The 15,771-nt window shown below is 61.2% G+C and carries 15 protein-coding genes; 12 read left to right on the plus strand and 3 right to left on the minus strand.

Going from position 1 to position 15,771, the window contains the following annotated elements:
* Positions 1-224: 224 nt before the first annotated feature.
* Positions 225-1,391: an ROK family protein gene (locus ACFSR7_RS15230; RefSeq protein WP_378162901.1), complete on the minus strand. Its 1,167-nt coding sequence runs from the start codon at positions 1,389-1,391 to the stop codon at positions 225-227.
* A 186-nt stretch (positions 1,392-1,577) separates the two neighbouring features.
* On the opposite strand from ACFSR7_RS15230, the gene xylA reads away from it, so the two are divergent.
* From xylA to ACFSR7_RS15255, 5 genes are all read left to right on the plus strand, one after another.
* Positions 1,578-2,897, plus strand: coding sequence for a xylose isomerase (xylA, locus tag ACFSR7_RS15235; protein ID WP_378162903.1), 1,320 nt, complete (start codon positions 1,578-1,580; stop codon positions 2,895-2,897).
* Between the two features lie 42 nt (positions 2,898-2,939).
* The gene (gene xylB / locus ACFSR7_RS15240) at positions 2,940-4,436 is read left to right on the plus strand and encodes a xylulokinase (protein ID WP_378162905.1); all 1,497 of its coding nucleotides are present in this window, start codon (positions 2,940-2,942) and stop codon (positions 4,434-4,436) included.
* A gap of 243 nt (positions 4,437-4,679) precedes the next feature.
* Positions 4,680-5,453, plus strand: coding sequence for an ABC transporter ATP-binding protein (locus tag ACFSR7_RS15245; protein WP_378162907.1), 774 nt, complete (start codon positions 4,680-4,682; stop codon positions 5,451-5,453).
* Positions 5,453-6,781: an ABC transporter permease gene (locus ACFSR7_RS15250; RefSeq protein WP_378162909.1), complete on the plus strand. Its 1,329-nt coding sequence runs from the start codon at positions 5,453-5,455 to the stop codon at positions 6,779-6,781. Before ACFSR7_RS15245 ends, ACFSR7_RS15250 begins: the two co-directional genes overlap by 1 nt.
* Before the next feature lie 63 nt (positions 6,782-6,844).
* A complete protein-coding gene (locus ACFSR7_RS15255; RefSeq protein ID WP_378162911.1) occupies positions 6,845-7,243 on the plus strand; it encodes a hypothetical protein in 399 nt (132 codons plus the stop codon).
* Between the two features lie 305 nt (positions 7,244-7,548).
* On the opposite strand, the gene ACFSR7_RS15260 is transcribed toward ACFSR7_RS15255, so the two are convergent.
* Positions 7,549-8,835: a BaiN/RdsA family NAD(P)/FAD-dependent oxidoreductase gene (locus ACFSR7_RS15260; protein ID WP_378163064.1), complete on the minus strand. Its 1,287-nt coding sequence runs from the start codon at positions 8,833-8,835 to the stop codon at positions 7,549-7,551.
* 175 nt (positions 8,836-9,010) lie between these two features.
* On the opposite strand from ACFSR7_RS15260, the gene ACFSR7_RS15265 reads away from it, so the two are divergent.
* From ACFSR7_RS15265 to acpS, 5 genes are all read left to right on the plus strand, one after another.
* Positions 9,011-10,678 (plus strand): ATP-binding protein, encoded by a 1,668-nt coding sequence (locus ACFSR7_RS15265; protein WP_378162913.1) that lies wholly within the window; start codon positions 9,011-9,013, stop codon positions 10,676-10,678.
* Positions 10,679-10,741: 63 nt separating this feature from the next.
* On the plus strand, positions 10,742-10,870 hold the full coding sequence (locus tag ACFSR7_RS15270; protein WP_378162914.1) for a hypothetical protein: 129 nt from the start codon (positions 10,742-10,744) through the stop codon (positions 10,868-10,870).
* A gap of 131 nt (positions 10,871-11,001) precedes the next feature.
* Positions 11,002-11,436 carry a BrxA/BrxB family bacilliredoxin gene (locus ACFSR7_RS15275; RefSeq protein ID WP_090109024.1) on the plus strand — a complete coding sequence of 145 codons (435 nt, stop codon included), beginning with the start codon at positions 11,002-11,004 and terminating at the stop codon, positions 11,434-11,436.
* A gap of 131 nt (positions 11,437-11,567) precedes the next feature.
* Positions 11,568-12,377: an ammonia-dependent NAD(+) synthetase gene (gene nadE / locus ACFSR7_RS15280; RefSeq protein WP_378162916.1), complete on the plus strand. Its 810-nt coding sequence runs from the start codon at positions 11,568-11,570 to the stop codon at positions 12,375-12,377.
* Between the two features lie 7 nt (positions 12,378-12,384).
* Positions 12,385-12,780 (plus strand): holo-ACP synthase, encoded by a 396-nt coding sequence (acpS, locus tag ACFSR7_RS15285; RefSeq protein ID WP_378162918.1) that lies wholly within the window; start codon positions 12,385-12,387, stop codon positions 12,778-12,780.
* 203 nt (positions 12,781-12,983) lie between these two features.
* On the opposite strand, the gene ACFSR7_RS15290 is transcribed toward acpS, so the two are convergent.
* The gene (locus tag ACFSR7_RS15290) at positions 12,984-13,349 is read right to left on the minus strand and encodes a c-type cytochrome (protein WP_378162920.1); all 366 of its coding nucleotides are present in this window, start codon (positions 13,347-13,349) and stop codon (positions 12,984-12,986) included.
* 79 nt (positions 13,350-13,428) lie between these two features.
* On the opposite strand from ACFSR7_RS15290, the gene ACFSR7_RS15295 reads away from it, so the two are divergent.
* Together ACFSR7_RS15295 and mutY are read left to right on the plus strand one after the other, a co-directional pair.
* Complete coding sequence (locus tag ACFSR7_RS15295; protein ID WP_378162922.1) at positions 13,429-14,331, plus strand: helix-turn-helix domain-containing protein; 903 nt, start codon at positions 13,429-13,431, stop codon at positions 14,329-14,331.
* On the plus strand, positions 14,328-15,707 hold the full coding sequence (mutY, locus tag ACFSR7_RS15300; RefSeq protein WP_378162924.1) for an A/G-specific adenine glycosylase: 1,380 nt from the start codon (positions 14,328-14,330) through the stop codon (positions 15,705-15,707). Before ACFSR7_RS15295 ends, mutY begins: the two co-directional genes overlap by 4 nt.
* Positions 15,708-15,771: the final 64 nt, after the last annotated feature.

The raw sequence follows: 15,771 nt of genomic DNA on the forward strand, positions 1-15,771 counted from the left end.
GATAAATGCAAAAATGCAGTTAAATTCACAGCATGAGCCGATTAGCCGGATGATTGAGCGAATTAGATGCACATATGCATCTATCCGCGCTGAAACGGTCGATCTCGGCGGAAATAGATGTATTTTTGCAGTTGCATTGTAGTCGGCGAAAGCGGGATGCGGGAGGCGACTGTGCCAGCTCGGCGAAAGCGGGATGCGGGAGGCGAATGTGCCAACGAGCGGGTTCAAGCCGACCGCAGCCGCTTGAAAAAGGCGGCAATCGCGGTCTCCGCGGCGCCCATCACGGCGGAGCGGTCGCCGAGCTCGGCGAAGAGCAGCCTAATGCCGCGCAGATGGAAGTTCAGCGCGCGGGCCTCAGTGGTGCGGCTCATCGCTTCCTCGAGCCAAGGCCGCGCGCGGCTCATCGTGTTGCCGATGACGACGGCTTCAGGATTAAAGACGTTAACGATGTTGGCGACGCCGACGCCGAGCGCCTCGCCGATGCCGGCGAACAGCGCGCGCGCCTGTTCGTCCCCGTCTTCGGCAAGCGCGAGCAGGCTGTCCAGCGTGCCTTCGCCGATGCCGGCTTCCGCCGCGCGGGCGAGCAGCGCCTGCTCCGAGGCGTACAGCTCCCAGCAGCCCCTGTTGCCGCAGCGGCATGGCGGCCCGCTGGCCTCGATGGACAGATGCCCGAGTTCCCCCGAGAAGCCCGCCGCCCCCTTGTAAAGCTCCTTTTGCAAAATAAGCCCGGTCCCTATGCCGATCCCTACGCTCACATAGATCATGCTGCCGATGCCGCGCCCGCTGCCGAACTTGCGCTCGCCGATGGCGCCGACGTTGGCTTCGTTGTCGATGAGGACGGGGATGCCGAACGCGCGGTTCAGCGCGTCCTGCAGCGGCACGTCCCGCCAGCCGAGATTGGGCGCGTACAGCACGGCGCCGCTGCGGTCTACGAGCCCCGGCACGCCGATGCCGATGCCGACGACGCCGAACGCGCTCTCCGGGGCCTCGTCCGCGAGCGATTGGATAAAGGGCCGCAGAATGCCGAATACTTCATCCGGCGACGTCTTGGCCAGCCGCGCCGTACGTTCTATAACGACGCCGCCCCGCAAGTCCGTCAGCACGCCGCGCACATAGTTGACGCCGAGATCGACGCCTACGGCGTAGCCTGACTCCGCCACGAATTCGAGCAGAACCGGCTTGCGCCCGCCGCTGGACTGACCCGTTCCGATCTCGCGGACCAGGCCGCTGTCGATCAGATCCTGGACGAGGCTGGACACGGTCGCCTTGTTGAGGCCCGTGAGCGCGGAAATATCCGCGCGCGACAACGGGGCGCCCTGCAGCACGGACTCGAGCACGATGGCGGTATTCATTCTTTTGATAAGCGCTTGATCTCCGGTCGGGGTCTTCATGCGACTGCGGCTCCTTCATGCGGGGCGTGTATAATTCGATTCGTTCTTTCGTCCCATTAATCGTTAACGTCATCATAGCATAAAACTTAGTTTAGCCAATAGACAAACTAAGTTGCGGGTGCTATGCTTAACTCAGCTTGTAACCGAATTCAAAACTTAACATCCTTAAGGAGGCATACCGTTATTATGAGCCTGTTCTCCAATGTGCCGCAGATCAAGTACGAAGGCCGCAAATCCGACAATCCGTTCGCATTCAAACACTATAACGCCAGCGAGGTCGTCCTCGGCAAAACGATGGAAGAGCACCTGCGTTTCGCCGTCGCCTACTGGCACACGTTCAACGCCAACGGCTCCGATCCGTTCGGCGCCGGCACGGCAGTCCGCAGCTGGGATTCGCTCTCTCCGCTCGATCGGGCCAAGGTTCGCGTCGAAGCGAACTTCGAGCTGCTTGAGAAGCTGGGCGTACCGTTCTACGCGTTCCACGACGCCGATATCGCACCTGAAGGCGCCACGCTCGCCGAGACGAACAAGAACATCGACATCATCGTCGCGAAGCTGAAGGAATTTCAACAGTCTACCGGCAAAAAGCTGCTTTGGAACACGGCCAACCTGTTCACGAACCCGCGCTACGTATTCGGCGCCGCGACGAGCAACAATGCGGACGTATTCGCGTACTCCGCGGCAACGATCAAGAAGATGCTCGAAGTCGGCAAGGAGCTGAACGGCGAGAACTACGTCTTCTGGGGCGGCCGCGAAGGCTACGAGTCGCTGCTGAACACGGACATGGGCCTTGAGCTGGACAACCTGGCCCGCATGCTGCACATGGCCGTCGACTATGCCAAGGAGATCGGATTCGGCGCGCAATTCCTGATCGAGCCCAAGCCGAAGGAGCCGACCAAGCACCAATACGACTTCGACTCCGCGACGACGCTCAGCTTCCTGCGCAAATACGGCCTGAAGGACCACTTCAAGCTGAACATCGAAGCGAACCACGCGACGCTGGCCGGCCACACGTTCGAGCACGAGCTCCGCGTCGCCCGTCTGGACGGCGCGCTCGGCTCGATCGATGCCAACCAGGGCGACTACCTGCTCGGCTGGGACACGGATGAATTCCCGACCGATCTGTACTCGACGACGCTGGCCATGTTCGAAATTCTCAAGAACGAGGGCGGCATCGGCAAGGGCGGCGTCAACTTCGACGCCAAGGTTCGCCGGACTTCCTTCGAGGACGACGATCTGTTCTTCGCGCACATCGCGGGCATGGATTCGTTCGCGCACGGCCTGAAGGCCGCAGCCAAGCTGATCGAGAACAAGACGCTGGACGGCATCGTCGACGGCCGCTACGCCAGCTACGGCGAAGGCGTCGGCGCCGAGATCGTCGCGGGCAAGCATACCCTCGCATCGCTCGAAGCCTACGTGCTGAGCGGACAGAAGCCGATCGTGAACCGCTCCGGACGTCTGGAGCAGATTCGCCAAGCCGTGAACGAGGTTATTTTCAGCGTATAAAGCTTGCAAAGCTTAGAAGTCGACCGAAGGAGACGGGCCAACATGAATTATGTTATCGGCATCGATCTCGGCACGAGCGCCGTCAAGGCGCTCCTCGTCGGGCAGGACGGAGCGGTGGCGGCCGAAGCCTCCCGCGAATATCCGCTGTACCACGAGCGCTCGGGCTGGAGCGAGCAGGACCCGGAGGATTGGGTCCGCGCGACGATCGAAGTATTGAAGGAGCTCGGGGAAAAGACGGCGGCCGCGGGCGGCGAGATCGACGGCATCAGCTTCTCGGGCCAGATGCACGGCCTCGTGCTGCTGGACGGGAACCGCAAGCCGCTGCGCAGGGCGATCCTCTGGAACGATACGCGCACGACGGAACAGTGCCGCGAGATCGAGCGTAAGCTCGGCGATTCGCTGCTTCGCCTGACCCGCAATCCGGCGCTCGAGGGCTTCACGCTCCCCAAGCTGCTGTGGGTGCGCGAGCATGAGCCGGAGCTGTACGAAAAGGCAGAATCGTTTCTGCTGCCCAAGGATTACGTGCGCTACCGCTTGACGGGCGCTGTGCATATGGATCTGTCCGACGCGGCGGGCACGCTGATGCTGGACGTTGCGGGTCGCGTATGGAGCCAGGAAGTGCTGACGGCGTTCGGCATCCCGGCCTCGTTCTGTCCGCCGCTCGTCGAGTCTGTCGCCGAGACGGGCACGCTCGACGAAGCGTCTGCGCGCGAGACGGGCCTGTCGGCCTCGACGCGCGTGTTCGCCGGCGGCGCGGACAATGCCTGCGGCGCGATCGGCGCGGGCATCCTGAAGCCGGGACTGACGCTTTGCAGCATCGGCACGTCGGGCGTCGTGCTTACGCACGAGCCGGACGCGTCTGCCGATTATGCAGGCAAGGTCCACTTCTTCAACCACGGCAAGCCTGGCGCGTTCTACGCGATGGGCGTGACGCTGGCAGCGGGCTATTCCTTAAGCTGGTTCCGCAATACGTTCGCGGCCGGCGAGCCCTACGAGCGGCTGCTCGCGGGCATCGGCGACATCGCGCCGGGAGCCGGCGGACTGCTGTACACGCCGTACCTGGTCGGCGAACGGACGCCGCACGCCGATGCGGTCATCCGGGCGAGCTTCGTAGGCATGGACGGCTCGCACACGAGGGCGCATTTTGCCCGTGCGGTGCTTGAAGGCATTACGTTCTCGCTGAACGAGTCGGTCGACGTCTTCCGCAAGGCGGGCAAGTCGGTGACGAAGGTCGTCTCCATCGGAGGCGGCGCGAAAAATCCGGAATGGCTGCAGATGCAGGCGGACGTGTTCGATGCCGAGGTCGTGCAGCTTGCCAGTGAGCAGGGCCCGGGTCTCGGCGCGGCGATGCTGGCGGCAACCGGCGCCGGCTGGTATGGCAGCCTGGAGGCATGCGCGGACGCGTTCGTCAAGCACGCGGCGACGTATGTGCCGGACGAAGCGCGGGCGCGCCGTTACGGCGAGCTGTTCGCCATCTATCGGGACGTGTATGCCGCTACGAAGCCGTTGAACGAAGCGCTGCAGCCTTTCCGAATCTGAGGCTGCGATGATAAGATAGACGGGAGGAGCTTGTCTTCGCGGACGGGTGCCTCCCTATAGTGAGAGAGAGCCCCTCGTATTTTCCGGCCGGTAACCGGATGAGGGGCTCTTTGGCATGGATTAGTGCGTGGTCCTGCGCGGAGTGGAATCCGGCGAACCGGGACGGGGGGCGCGGCGCAACTTGCAGCCTGCCTGCCTCGTAGTTATTTGAATGACGAGGATACGAGGCAATGGGGGGATTCAATGAACGGCGAAGACTGGCTGATGCGTGCCGCGATCAAAGCGGCTGGATACGAGCAGGGCAAGGCGGTGCTGCGGGATGTGAAGATCGAAGTGAAGCGCGGTGAACGCGTCGGTCTGCTCGGACCGAACGGCGCCGGCAAAAGTACCGTAATGAAGGGCTTGCTCGGACAGCTGCCTTATTGGGCGGCGGATGTCGAATGGCGAGGGGCGTCAGGCGAGAAAGACGCCTCGCCGGACAGCGCCATGAACAGCAGGCTCGCCTTTATTCCGGAGCAGCCGATTCTCTACGAACGCTTCACGCTGTGGGAGCATCTGCAGCTGGCCGCCGCGGTATGCGGCATTTCGGAGGAGCGGCTCGCCGAGCGGGCGGAGGGGCTGCTGGCGAGATTCCGTCTGTGGCATGTAAAGGACGATTACCCGATCAAGTTTTCCAAGGGCATGCAGCAAAAAACGATGCTCGTCGCCGCTTTCTTGCTTGAGCCGAGCGTGTATCTGGTGGACGAACCGTTCATCGGACTCGATCCCGCGGCGGTCATGGAGCTGCTGGAGGCGCTTGACGAGGAGCGGGCCCGGGGCGCGGGCGTGCTGCTCACGACGCACGTCCTGGACTCGGCCGAGCGGCTGTGCGATCGGTTCGTGCTCGTGCACGAGGGCAGCGCAGCGGCGTCGGGAACGGTCGCCGATATCCGGGCTGCGGCAGGCATGCCCGACGGTACGCCGTTGTTCGATTGCTTCCATCGGCTGACAAGCACCGCTGCGGCGGAGGGGCCATGATGCCGGAAAGCGGCAAAGTCGGAAGACTGCGTGGAAAAAGCGGACCGGCGAGACTGGCAGCGGGCCGCTGCGGCTCCTTTTGGCTCAAATCGCTTCGCGCCTGGCGCCTGACCCTCGACTGGACCGTGCTGCTCTATCTCGTTCTGCCTGCACTTTGGGTGGCCGGGGGGATGTACCTGGACTTGCTGCGGCATCCGCCGGAATGGATCGGTCGCTTGCCCGCGCAGACGCCGGTCATCGTGTTGGCCGTTCTTATGGTGCGAGCCAGACTGCGGACTTTTGCAGAGTATGGCGACGGGCTGTTCCTGCGCTCGAGCGGCAGGTGGGTGAGAGGCATGACGATGTCGGGTCTCGTCTATACGTTGGCCGCCCGTCTGGCCGTGTCGGCAGCGGGAGCGGGATTGATGCTGCCGCTGCTGTCGCGCGCGACAGGCTGGAGCTTCGAGGCCGGCGCCGCGCTCGCGTTGTCCGCCGGCCTGATGGGCTTTGTCTGGACGGTCGTCCGCGACGCGGCCGAGCGCAGGTGGCATGGCCTGCTGCGCGTGCTGGCTGTCTACGGCTTGCGAGCCGCGTTTGTTGCTGCGTGGATGCTAGCGGCTTCATGGGGGATGCGCGGGGGCGATCCGGTTATCGTTGCAACGGCGATCGCCGTGCTGGCGGTAACTAGCGCCGGGCTCGGCTGGCGCCGATTAGGCCGCTCAGGCGCGTTCGCGCACGAGCTCGAGTCAGAGCAGCAGGCCTATGCGGATAACGTCGGCTGGGTGCTGATGGACACGGAGCAGGCGAAGAGACCGCCGGCCGGGCGCAGGCCCTGGGTGCTGCGCAAGCCCCGGCCGCTGCTGAAGCGCCGCGACGAGGCGGCTCGGATCGCCGAGCTGTGGCTGCGCAGCATGCTGCGGGATGCGGGGCTGGCGCGCACCTTGATTCAATTTGCTTTCCTCGGCATGTTGGCGATCTGGCTGTCTCCGCTCTGGCTGGCGGGGGTCGCCTGGGCCGGCATGAGCGCACTGCTGATCCTGTGGCTGAACGGCTGGTGGGGCAAGTGGGAAACGGAGCGGTATATGGCGTTGTACGATTGGCGCGAGGAGCTGCGGGGCGGAGCGCGGGAAACCGGACGATCGCTGCTGCTTCGTCCGATCGCGCTGACGTGGTGCGCAATTCTCGGCATGCATGCCGGATGGATGTACGGAGGGCTATGGTGGCTGGCGGTCGTACTGCTGCCCGCAATGGGCTCTCCGCTGCTGAACCGCATGAATCGCACGGCATCGGCCATGTTCGCTGCCCGAGGGGCGGGCAGGCAGCGGCCGGAGGTCGAGAAGACTACATGAACGCGGCTGCGGGCGGAAATGCTACAGACATTCTAACGCTAACCGAGAAGAGGCGATTTTTGAATGGCTTACAGAGCACTAATGTTTCAGTTTCCGGACGAAGGGAGCGCACACAAGGCTTGCGGAACGCTGGACGAGCTGGGCTACGAGCCGCAGCCGCACGGCTTCGGCAGACTGCACATTCACGTCGACGGAGATAACCTCGCAAGCGCGCTGGAGATCGCCCAGAGCCACGGCGGAGAGCTGTTGTCCGAAGCGCCGGCCGACGACGCCGAACTTACGGCCAACGCATATGCGTTGGACGAGCTGCAGATTCCCGCGCATACCGTTAACGAGGATTGGGATACGGCATACTTTGGCGTTGAGCCGGATGAGGCGCTGGCGACGAGTGATCCCGAAGTTGCGCGGAACGGCGAAAACGTGGCCGATGATGGCAGCTATAATCATTTCGAGGCCTATTAGGCCGAGCGAGAAAAACTTTCGCCATGCCTTGCAGACCCGCCTTGCGGACAACCACAACGGAAAAAAGTTCCGCAATCGCGCCGCAAATCTGCTTTGTGAGTTGTCTTAGCGGAAAAAAGTTCCGTTATTGCGTCACAAATCTGCCTCGCGAACATCAATAACGGAAAAAACATCCGCTATTGTGCCGCAGGTCTGCCTACCGAGTGCCTGAGCGGAAGAAAGTTCCGCTATCGTGCCGCGATCCGCTTCGCATGCGCCCCGCATGCGCCCCGGCCCGTTCCACTAAGCGCCGGGCACAGCCAAGCCTACTGCGCGCCGTCCGCAGCTTCCGCATGCATCGCGGCGTTTAATCCCGCCACGTAGCCGGTGGAAAACGCCGCCGTTATATTGTAGCCGCCCGTGTAGCCGTGGATGTCCAGTACTTCGCCGGCGAAGAACAGACCTTGCATGAGCTTAGACTGCATCGTTTTCGGATCGATCTCCTTCAGGCTGACCCCGCCGCCGGTGACGAACGCTTCCTCGATGGACAGCGTGCCGTCGACGTCGACGGGAAAGGCCTTCAGCAGGCTCGACAGGTTCTGCCAGGCTTGCTTCGGAATGTTGGCATGCGTCGTATCGCCGTCCAGCCCAGCCCGCTCCAGCAATAGCGGCAGCAGGCGCTCGGCAGCGACGCTTTTTAATAGGTTTTTGACCGCTTTCTTGGGCTCCGCCTTCGTCAAAGCGTACGTATCGTCGTAAACTTCCGCTACGCTCTTATCCGGAAACAGATCCAGCGTGAGCCGGACCGGACCGCCCCCGGTCTTTTTCCGCTGCTTCACGACGAATTGGCTGCAGCGCAGCGCGATCGGTCCCGACAGGCCGAAATGCGTGAAGATCATGTCCCCGCGATGCGATACGAGCGATTTGCCCTTGTCGCCCCAAACCGTGAGTACGACGTCGCGCAGCGACAAGCCCTGCAGCTCGCGGCTGCGGATGAACGGCTCCGAGGCGGTCAGCGGCACCTCTGTGGGAAACAACTCGGAGATCGTATGTCCGGCTTGCTCTGCCCACGCGTATCCGTCGCCTGTCGATCCCGTATGGGGAACCGACTTGCCGCCGACCGCCACGATGACGGAAGGCGCGGCGAATACGCGTCCATCGGCAAGCCTCACGCCGGCGACGCTGCCGTTGTCATACAGCACTTCGGCAACCGGAGCGTGCGTCTCGATCCGTACGCCTTGCTCCCTGACCTTGCGCACGAGCGCGTCCACGACCGTCTTAGCCTTGTCGGATACGGGAAACATCCGCCCGTTGTCCTCTTCTTTGAGCCGGATGCCCATCCCTTCGAAAAAGGCGGCGATATCCCGGTTGCCGAAAATCGACAGCGCCGAGTAAAGGAACCTGCCGTTTCCGGGAATATGCCGGATGAGCTCGTCCGTTTCCTTGGCGTTCGTGACGTTGCAGCGGCCCCCGCCGGAGATGCCCAGCTTGCGCCCGAGCTTGTCTCCTTTATCGAGCAGAAGGACGCTCGCGCCCGATCGGCTTGCGGCGATTCCGGCCATCAAGCCCGCCGAACCTCCGCCTATAATAATGATGTTATAACTATCTTCAATTGGGTTACATAATGTATACTTCACGTGCTCGTTCCTCTCCGTTTTACCACCGCAGGTTTAATTCTCGATATATATAGTCTAAACTATATTCCTATTATTGTAAGCGGATTGTTTATATGTTTTAATCAGAATGAATTGTTTAAGTATAAAGGACGATCGTGCGGGGGGATCCTCTTTGGTTGACAGCCTGCTTCTTCAGGTTCTTATCGCCCTGCTGCCAGTCGGCACCTTTCAAGTCTGGTTTTCTCGCCAGCGCCAACTGCGCCATTCCCGCCTGTTCATCGGCGTCGTCAGCGGACTTTGCATGCTCCTGGGACATTTCTATATGATTCAAAATGGCCCGGTTATCCTTGACTTAGGCTTTGTCGCGGTTATCACGGCTTCGCTGTACGGCGGCTTTCCGTTTGCGGTTGTGCTCAGCGCGGCTTACATCCTGCTACATGTCCGCGGGGAGAATGTGGCGGACGTCGGCGGCTTTCTCGCCTTTTTAATCGTCTATCTTTTCATACTCTACAAAGTCTCTCCCTCTTTTCGTCTCAAAAACCGGTATGCGAAAATGCGAACCGTCGCTTTATTGTGGGCCGTCGCCTCGCTATCTTTTTTAGTTCCCGCAGTTGTTTCGTACATGGACGGTACTGCAGCGCGCGATTCGGGATTTCTAATGGTTTGCGCCGCATATTTGATCGCGTTCATCCTCATTGCGCATCTCTCGGTCTATTTTATCGAGATCGCTTACGAACGGGTCAGCCTGCAGTCGCAGCTGCTCGATCTGACCCGTCAATACAAATCGGAATCGATCCGCATGCGCCGATTTCTCGATATGGTGCCCCTCGCGGTCATTTTTATCGATGCCAAAGGCATGATCACGCATGTCAACGAGATCGCGCTGGAGATGGGCAAGCATGTTGCCGGCAACGTCGTGGGCATGCATTTTACAGAGCTCGCTAGACTCATGGGACTTGATGCAACCGCCTCCATTATTCAACTGATCCTGAACAAGGGGGAGCGCGTGTCTTCGGAAATGTTCAAGATCCAGGGGCGGACGATGCTTGCGACGGCCAGCTCCGTTAACGAAACGGGCTCGAGAGGCATATCCGAAGGCGTCGTTTATATCGCGCAGGACGTCACGGATACGCAACGGCTGAAAGACGAGCTGGATAAAATGGAGCGGCTGAGCCTCGTCGGGCAAATGGCGGCCAGCATCACGCACGAGATCCGCAATCCGATGGCGGTCATCCGGGGATTCGTCCAGCTGCTCAACGAGCGGAGTCCTTCGGAGCAGCGCTCCTATTTTCGCATCGTCATGGAAGAACTGGACCGGGCCAACGCGATCATCAACGACTTCTTGTCGCTCGCTCAGAACCGCATTGTTGAAAAGGAGACGAGCAGTCTTCAATCGGTGCTGAAGGACATGCTGCCGCTCATCTGGGCCGACGCCAATCTGCGCGGGCAATCCGTCGAGCTCGAACTCTGCGAGGAGCAGGACGTACTGGAGCTCAACGGCAAGGAAATCAAGCAGCTCATCTTGAACCTGGCGCGCAACGGCCTCGAGGCGATGGACGAGAAAGGCGTGCTGCGAATCGAGACGCGCGATCTCGAGGACCGGGTCCAGCTGTACGTATCGGATACGGGCAACGGCATACCGCCGGAAAAGGTCGAGCGGCTGTTCGAGCCGTTTTATACGACGAAAGAGCAAGGGACGGGGCTTGGACTCGCGCTTTGCCTCAGTATTGCCGAACGGCATGACGGCCGCATCGAAGTGCAATCCAAGGTGGGCGAGGGCACGACCTTTATCGTTACTTTTTGCAAAAGCGGTTACGCCTGCTGGGTCGCCGCCGAATAAGCAGGCCGTCTCCGGCTTACACTACCTCCGATAACGACACAGGAAGCGGGAGGAGGGATTGCGATGGCCAAGCAGCCCAAGCAAAAAGGACGCGCCGACGCGCCGGCCTCATCGAAGGACAAAGAGGATGCGTCTTTACTGTCCGCGGGATACGACAAGAAGCTCGACGGTCCCAACCGTCCTTCGACTTAAGCGCATGAATCGAGGCGGGTCCGGCGCTTGCCGGGCTCGTGCCGCTTTTGACGGTTCGCGCATGGCCGCGCTATAATAAGGTAAGCGGCACGCCCGCCGAATAGCGATTCTATCGAAAGCGAGGGATAGACATGTCGATGTCATTCGAACGATATATGCTGGACATGGTCCAACCGATGCGCGACGACCTGACCCGGATCGGCATCACGGAGCTGAGAACGCCGGAGGAAGTCGAGCAGGCGCTACCGGACAGCAAGGGCACGACGCTCGTTGTCATCAATTCCGTATGCGGCTGTGCAGCCGGCCAGGCGCGCCCTGGCGTAGCGGAGGCGCTTCGCCACGATGCGCTGCCCGATCACCTGTACACCGTGTTCGCGGGACAGGACAAGGAAGCGACTGCGAAGGCCAGAGAGTACTTCGCGCCGTATCCGCCGTCTTCGCCCTCCATCGCCCTGCTCAAGGACGGGGAGCTCGTACACTTCATCGAACGCCATCAGATCGAGAACCGCAGCGCTGACGATATCGCCGCCGATCTGACCGACGCTTTCGACCGTTTCTGCCGCTGACAGGAGCGCCGCCGCGGATGACTTTGCGCATCCGCGGTTTTTTCGTATGACGACGACGGCAGGCCGTATTGTTTCATACGAGCCATGGACGTCTTACATAACTAAGGAACCTATAGATTGGAGGCGTTCGTATGAGTTTGCAGCAGGACATTATCTCGCTCCTCGGCGTTAAGCCGTCGATCGATCCGGAAGCAGAGATCGCGAAGCGAGTCGGATTTTTGAAGGAGTATGTGAAAAAAGCGGGCGCGTCCGGCTTGCTTATCGCGATCAGCGGCGGCGTGGACAGCGCGGTGGCGGCAGGATTGTGCAAGCGAGCGACGGACGAGCTGACTGCGGAGACGGGCAAGGAATACATGACGCTCGGCGTGTTCCAGCCGTACGGTGAGCAGGAAGATATCGCGCATAGCTATGCCGTTGCCGAGGCGTTCGATCTCAAGTACAAAGCAGAGACGAACATCGAGGAAGCGGTGGACGAGATCTCGCTCGAGACCGAGCATGCCTTCAAGTCGCTGGGCATGTCCCGGCACATCAGCCGCGGCGGCAAGGGCAACGTCAAGGCGCGCACGCGCATGGTCGTGCAATATGCCCTGGCGTTCGACCTCAATCTGCTGGTCGTCGGCACGGACCATGCGTCCGAAGCGCTGACCGGCTTCTACACCAAGTGGGGCGACGGCGCTGTCGATATCACGCCCCTCAGCTCGCTTAACAAGCGTCAGGTACGCGCGGTCGCGCGCGCGCTCGGCGTGCCGGCCGACATTGTCGATAAAGCGCCGACGGCCGGCCTGTGGGCGGGTCAGACCGACGAAGCCGAGCTGGGCGTGAGCTACGACGACAACAGCAACTATCTCGAGGGCAAGGAGATCCCGGACGCGGCGCGGGAGATTCTGGAGAAGCATTACCAGCGCACGCAGCACAAGCGCCAAGCGATTCCGGGCATCTAAGGCAGCAATGATCGAGGGGATCGGAATCGACGTCGTCGAGATGGAGCGGATGGCCAAGCTGCTCGCGGGAGACACCGGCGGCAGATTCGCCGCGCGCGTGCTGACGCCAAGCGAACTGGAGCGGTATTCGCAGATGCAGCCGCGGCGCGCGGTCGAGTTCGCTGCCGGCCGGTTCGCGGCCAAGGAAGCGGTCGTCAAGGCGATCGGCTGCGGCATCGGCAGCTCTGTCGGCTTCCGCGACATCGAGGTGCTGCCGGACGAGCGAGGCCGGCCGTCTTGCCGACTGTCTCCCGAGGCGTGGTCGAGACTCGGAATGACTGAAGCATCGTATCGCATGCATGTAGCGATCACGCACGAACGACGGCTCGCGGCGGCGACGGCTACGCTGGAGCGAATTGAATAAGGTAAACGGAGCCCGGTCCCTGTTGGCCGGGCTCCGTTTATTGTGCGTTTTGGGTCGCCAGGCCGGCGGTAAGCCGACGCGGCGTCAGCAAGTTCAAGACAACCTGAGAGAATTTTCTATAATTTATGATAAGTAAGGAAAATGAACAAAAAAATACCAGGACGGTTAAGCTTGGCGGTTGTATGATGTGAGGGAGTAGCGAATCAGTGCAAGCCGGCCAGCCAGGAGGCAAGCTTGTCGATCTCCTGCACGGTCAGGCGCTCATTCATAGCGGGCATCAGCTGTCCGCCGTTCGTAATCTGGGCCGCGATCTGAGCCTCCGTCAGGCGCGAGCCGACGGATCGAAGATCCGAATCCGGCCCCATGGTGCCTTCAAGGCCCCCTCCATGGCAAGAGATACAATTGCTGCGGTATAGCGCGATCGTATCCGCTGGGGCGGCGGGCAACGTAGGTTTGGCGTTGTCCTCAGTCTTGTCTTTGCCGCAAGCCGTGGTCAGCAGAAGAACTCCGATCAAGGCAGAAGCCGCTGCGGTCCGCAATCTGCGGCGCGAGAAGGCATATTTTTTCAAATTTACCCGACTCCCAATGTTAAGTATAATAAATAGAACCTACTAGACATCTTAAGACAAGCTTCCTGGAGTGCAACCGATGAGCATACGCTATTTTAACATATTAATGAATCATCTCGAAAAAATGCAGTTCGAGGTCGCCGCCGCCTCCTTCGAGGAACATGCGGGCGTAGAAGAAGGACGACCGGAGGTTTACGACTGCAATCGGGCGCTGCTCGTGACCGGCGGCAGCGGCTTGCTGCACATGGAAGACCGGTCTTTTTCTATGGACGCGGGGACGTTCAGCTTCCTGCTGGCAGGCAAGGCGCATTGGATCGAGCCGAGCCCGGGCGATACTTTGTCGTACTGGTGGTGCCACTTCCGCGCGAGCTATGCCGACAGGGCGCTCTACCAGGCGATCGGCTTGCCCGAGCACGTGCGGATCCCCGACCCTTCCGACGCGGTCGCGATGTTCGCCCGAATCCGAGGCAACCTGCTCTCGCCGCAGCCGTCGGCCAAGCTTCGAATCAAGACCTCCTTCATGGAGCTCATCGGCATTTATATCGATTACTTCGTCGCCGATTCCGCGCGGATGGCGCCGCTCTCGCCGGAGTTCGAAAAGCTGGAAATCGTGCTGAGCTACATCGACGAGCATCTGGCCGACACGATTACCGTCGAACATCTGGCGGGGCTCATCTTTTTGCACCCGAACTATTTTATCGTTTTTTTCAAAGGATTGATGGGCTGCTCGCCGATACAGTATGTGAACCAACGAAGGCTGGAGGTCGCCCGTACGCTGCTTGCGGATCCCGCCTGCAACGTTTCGGACGCCGCTGCGCGCATCGGTATGAAGATCTACTACTTTTCGAGAATGTTTAAAGCCTATACAGGCCTCACCCCGAGCCGCTACAAAAAGCTTGTGCTCGGACTCGGGGCCACCAGCAATGCCAAAGACGACGAGGGCAGTGCAGAGTCGCAAAAGAAAGGCGGACCGGGAGCTTGAACGAACGGGAGATCAAATCGTTTTTTAGCGGCGAGCTGCTGCAATGGTACAAGCGGGAAAAACGGGACCTGCCCTGGCGGCGCAGCCGGGATCCGTATCACATCTGGGTGTCCGAGATCATGCTTCAACAGACGCGGGTCGATACGGTCATCCCTTATTTCAACCGTTTCATGACCAAGTTTCCGACGGTAACAGCGTTGGCCGATGCGCCTGAGGAAGATGTAATCAAAGCGTGGGAGGGGCTCGGCTATTACTCTCGCGCCCGCAATCTGCAAGCCGCAGCCCGCGAGATCAAGGAAAATCACGGGGGCAGCCTGCCTGACGACAAGGCCGTCGTAGCAGGTCTTAAGGGCGTCGGCCCGTACACGTCCGGCGCGATCCTCAGCATCGCCTTCGGCAGACCCGAGCCGGCGGTGGATGGCAACGTCATGCGCGTATTGTCGCGCTATTTTTGCATCGACGAGGATATCGCGAAGCCGGCCACACGCATCGGCATGGAGGGGCTTGCCAGGGAGCTGATTCCCGAAGGGGAAGCTTCCGACTTCAATCAGGCGCTCATGGAACTCGGCGCGCTCATCTGCACGCCGAAGTCGCCGAGCTGCCTGTTATGCCCGGTCATGGCGCATTGCCAGGGCAGGCACGCCGGCCGCGAGACGGAGCTGCCGATCAAGAGCAAGGCGAAGCCGCCTCGGCCTGAGCACCGCCTCGCGGTGCTCCTCCAGGACGCGGAGGGCCGCGTGCTCGTGCGCCAGCGGCCGGAGAGCGGCCTGCTCGCGCGCATGTGGGAGCTGCCGCATGTGGTGGCGCCTGAGCGAGGCGTCTGGGATTCCGCCTCGCTGGGCGGGGCGCTGCTCGCGGCTTCGCTGGATGCGGAGGGGCTCGCCGGCGTCCGCGCCGAAGCGCTGCGCCACGTCGCCGACGCGGAGCATGTGTTCACGCACTTGCACTGGTATTTGCGCGTGCTGGGCGCGGGGATGGGGGACGACGCTGCGACGGCAGGAGCTGCAGCGGTGACTGAGGTTGCTGCAGCAGAGGCGGCAGCTGGGGCGGTAAGTGAGGTTGCAGCAGCCAAGGCCGGGGCTGTGGCGTTAAGCAGTGTGGAAGCGGCGACGGAGAAGACAACGACGATAGCGGCTGCCGAAGACAAGGCCGGCTATGGCACAAGCATCGCGGCCCCGCTAATGCCTGACAATCGCAATACCGCCGCCGTTTTGCTGCCGCCGGACAAGGGCACAAACGCCGCTGCTTCGCTTCCACCTGGATACCGCTGGATCGACGCGGCCGACTTTGAGCGGCTCGCCTGGCCAAATGTGTTCAGCAAGCTGCTGGGCGCACATTTTAGCGGCACCTTGTACGAAAACGCGCCGAAGCGATGATGATTCTAAGTGTATCGGATCTAGGGGCCGCTGGTCGTTCACCGTCTCAACCGATTCGACATCC

It is taken from the genome of Cohnella sp. GCM10020058, from assembly GCF_042683485.1.
GTDB lineage: Bacteria > Bacillota > Bacilli > Paenibacillales > Paenibacillaceae > Cohnella.